Below are 3,963 nucleotides of genomic sequence, written 5' to 3'. Positions count from 1 at the left end.
GGGCGGCAGAGCGTACGGCGCGGACGCCTTTGTCCTTTGCGCAGCAACGACTCTGGTTCCTGAGCCAACTCGACGGACCCAGCCCGCTCTACAACATCCCGGTCGTGGTGCGGCTCGGCGTCGAGCTGGACGTCGACGCGGCGGACGCGGCGTTGCGGGACGTCATCGAGCGGCACGAGTCGCTGCGGACAGTGTTCGCGGTAGCCGACGGGCAGCCGTACCAACGAGTTCTGGACCCGGCCGGCCTGGACTGGGCCCTGCAGGTGCGGACCGTGCGCCCGGCGGAACTGGACCGGGCCATTGCCGAGGCGGTCGAGCACCCGTTCGACCTGGCGGTCGAGGTGCCGATCCGGGCGTGGCTGTTCCAGGCCGGAGCCGAGTCGGCTCTCGTACTGGTGGTGCACCATATCGCCGGTGACGGTTGGTCGATGGGGCCGCTCAGCCGAGACCTCTCGGTGGCGTACGAGGCGCGGCGGATCGGTGCGGCACCGGTGTGGGCGCCGCTGCCGGTGCAGTACGCGGACTACGCGGTGTGGCAGCGCGAACTTCTCGGCTCCGAGTCGGACCCGCAGAGCCTGCTGTCGACCCAGGTCGCCTACTGGCGGAACGCGTTGGCCGGGGCGCCGGAGGAACTGACCCTGCCGGTGGACCGGTCACGTCCGGCCGTGGTATCACACCGCGGGCACCAGGTGCCGCTGTCGGTGCCGGCCGAGGTGCACCAACGGCTCGCCGAGCTGGCCCGAGCCGAGGGCGTGACCACGTTCATGGTGCTGCAGGGCGCGTTCGCCGTGCTGTTGTCGCGGTTGGGTGCGGGCACCGACATCCCGATCGGTTTTCCGGTGGCGGGGCGCAACGACGAGGCGTTGGACGATCTGGTCGGGTTCTTCGTCAACACTCTGGTGCTGCGTACGGACCTGTCGGGTGACCCGACCTTCGCCGAGGTGCTGGGCCGGGTCCGGCAGAGCAGCCTGGACGCCCTCGAGCATCAGGACGTGCCGTTCGAACGGCTCGTCGAGGAGTTGGCCCCGGCCCGCTCGCTGGCCCGGCACCCGCTGTTCCAGGTGATGCTCACGCTCCAGAACCTCGAACGTGGCACGGCCGGCCGGCCGCAGGCTGATGTCGGCGCGGTGAGCACCACCGTGCGATTCGACCTGGAGGTGACGGCTACCGAGACGTACGACGCCGAGGGCCACCCGGCTGGTCTCCAGGGCGCGGTGGTGGCGTCCGTGGACCTGTTCGACGCGTCGTCCGCACAGCGGATCGCCGACTGGTTCGTGCTGGTGCTGGACCGGGTGACCGCCGCCCCCGGCGTCCGGCTGCACGACGTTGACCTGCTGGAGGCCGGTCTGCGGGAGCGGTTGGTGTTCGAGTGGAATGACACCGCTGGTGATCTTCCCGTCGGCACGGTGGTGGAGTTGTTGGCGCGGCAGGTGGTGGCTACGCCGGATGCGCCGGCGGTGATCGGTGATGGGGTGGAGCTGTCCTACCGTGAGCTGGATGCGGCGGCGAACCGGGTGGCGCGGCACTTGGTCGGTCAGGGCGTCCGGGCGGAGTCGGTGGTGGCGGTCGTGATGGACCGTGGTGTCGATCTGGTGGCGGCGTTGCTCGGGGTGTGGAAGGCCGGCGCGGCTTATTTGCCGATTGATCCGAAGGTGCCGGGGGCGCGTGTCGAGTTCATGCTCGCTGACAGTGGGGCGCAGTACGTGTTGACCTCGAGGGCGGGCGAGTGGGCGGTGCCGTCGACGGTGGTGTCGGAGTTGGCGGGAGTCGATGAGGGGCCGGTGTCGGTGCGGGTTTCGGCGGCTGGTGCGGCGTATGTGATTTATACGTCGGGGTCGACTGGCATGCCGAAGGGTGTGGTCGTGTCGCATGCCGGTGCGGTGAACCTTGGGTTGGCGCAGGGGCGGGCGTGGGGTACCGGGCCGGGGTCGCGGGTGCTGCAGTTCGCGTCGGTGGGTTTTGACGCGGCGACGTCGGAGTTGTTGATGGCGTTGGCCTGGGGTGGTGCGTTGGTGGTGGCCCCGGCGGATGAGTTGCGTCCCGGTTCGGGTCTGGTGGAGGTGTTGCAGCGGCATGCTGTCACGCATGTGACCTTGCCGCCGGCGGTGCTGGGTGTGCTGGATCCGGTCGTGCTGCGGATGGTCGGCACGGTGGTGTCGGCGGGTGAGGCGGTTGACCGAGCCGTCGTGGACCGGTGGGCCGGAACTCACCGCTTGGTGAACGCGTATGGGCCGACCGAGGCGTCGGTGTGCGCCACGATGTCTGCCGCGTTGTCGGTGGGTCAGGCTCCGACGGTGGGTGGGCCGATCGCGAATACGCGGGTGTTCGTGCTGGATGACGGGTTGTCGCCGGTGCCGCCGGGGGTGGCGGGTGAGCTTTATGTGGCGGGTGTCGGGGTGGCTCGGGGTTATGTGGGTCGGGCGGGGTTGACGGCGGAGCGGTTCGTGGCGTGTCCGTTCGGTCCGGGCGAGCGGATGTATCGCACCGGTGACCGGGCGAAGTGGTCCGTGGACGGGACGTTGGACTTCCTGGGGCGGGTCGATGATCAGGTGAAGGTTCGTGGTTTCCGGATCGAGCCGGGTGAGATCGAGGCGGTGCTGCTGGCGCATCCGCAGGTGACGCGGGCGGCGGTGATCGCGCGGGAGGACGTCCCGGGTGATAAGCGGCTGGTGGCTTATGTGGTGGCCGGTGATGCGAGTGGGTTGCGGGAGTACGCCGCCCAGCGCCTGCCGGAGTACATGGTGCCGTCGGTGGTGGTGGTGCTGGACCGGTTGCCGTTGACGGTGAATGGGAAGTTGGATCGGCGGGCGTTGCCGGCGCCGGTGTATGAGACCGGCTCGGGTCGCGGTCCGGTGACCGTGCAGGAGGAGATCCTGTGCGCGGTTTTCGCCGAGGTCCTGGGTCTCGATGTGGTCGGTGTGGACGACGATTTCTTCCGCCTGGGTGGGCATTCGCTGCTGGCGGTGCGCCTGGTGGAGGAGCTGCGTGGTCGGGGTGTGGCGGTGTCGGTGCGGGCGTTGTTCGAGTCTCCCACGCCGGCCGGCTTGGCTGCCGCCACGACCGCGCCGGTTGATGCGGTGGTGGTGCCGGAGAATCGGATCCCCGTCGGCGCTGAGCGGATCACGGCGGACATGCTGCCGTTGGTCGATTTCACTGATGCGGATGTCGAGCGGGTGGTGGCCACTGTCGAGGGTGGCGCGGCGAATGTGGCGGATGTGTATCCGTTGGCGCCGTTGCAGGAGGGGTTGTTGTTCCACCATTTGATGGCGGGTGGTGGTGAGGATCCGTATGTGACGGTGTGGGTCTTCGAGTTTGACTCGCGTTCTCGTCTGGATGGGTTCGTCGGCGCGTTGCAGCAGGTCGTCGATCGGCATGACATCTACCGCACGGCAGTGATCTGGGAGGGGCTGCCGGAACCCGTGCAGGTCGTGCTGCGCAACGCCGCGCTGCCGGTGACGACCCACGTGGTCGACGACGGGATCGCCGGCCTGGTCGCCCGGGTCGGATCGGGCATGGACCTGAGCCGGCCGCCGCTGATGGACGTGCATGTGGCGCGCGATGGTGACGGCTGGCTGGGTCTGCTGCGGATGCACCACATGCTCCAGGACCACCAGGGCATGGACGTGCTGATGGCCGAGCTGCGCGCGATCCTGACCGGATCGGCCGCGGACCTGGCGCCCGCGTTGCCGTTCCGCAACTTCGTCGCCCAGGCCCGCAGCGTTCCGGCGCAGGAGCACGAGCGGTACTTCGCCGAGCTACTCGGCGACGTGACCGAGCCGACCGCGCCGTACGGCCTGATGGACGTCCACGGCGACGGCACCGATTCGTCCACTGCCGAAATGCCGGTGCCACAGGATGTCGCCGACCAGTTGCGTGAGGTGTCGCGGCAACTCGGCGTGAGCGCGGCGACCGTGCTGCACGTGGCGTGGGCGCGGGTGCTGTCGACGCTGTCGGGCCGCGACG

The 3,963-nt window shown here is 69.3% G+C and carries 1 protein-coding gene; it reads left to right on the top strand.

The window, feature by feature from the left end:
* Positions 1 to 29 precede the first annotated feature (29 nt).
* Positions 30 to 3,963, top strand: a 3,934-nt coding sequence (locus AB0J93_RS30050) for an amino acid adenylation domain-containing protein (protein ID WP_363925725.1), incomplete at its 3' end; no start/stop codon positions are given.

This window comes from Micromonospora sp. NPDC049374 (genome assembly GCF_040677165.1).
Lineage (GTDB): Bacteria > Actinomycetota > Actinomycetes > Mycobacteriales > Micromonosporaceae > Micromonospora.
Note: the sequence above shows the minus strand (reverse complement) of the source record. Positions and strands in the feature narration are given on the sequence as shown.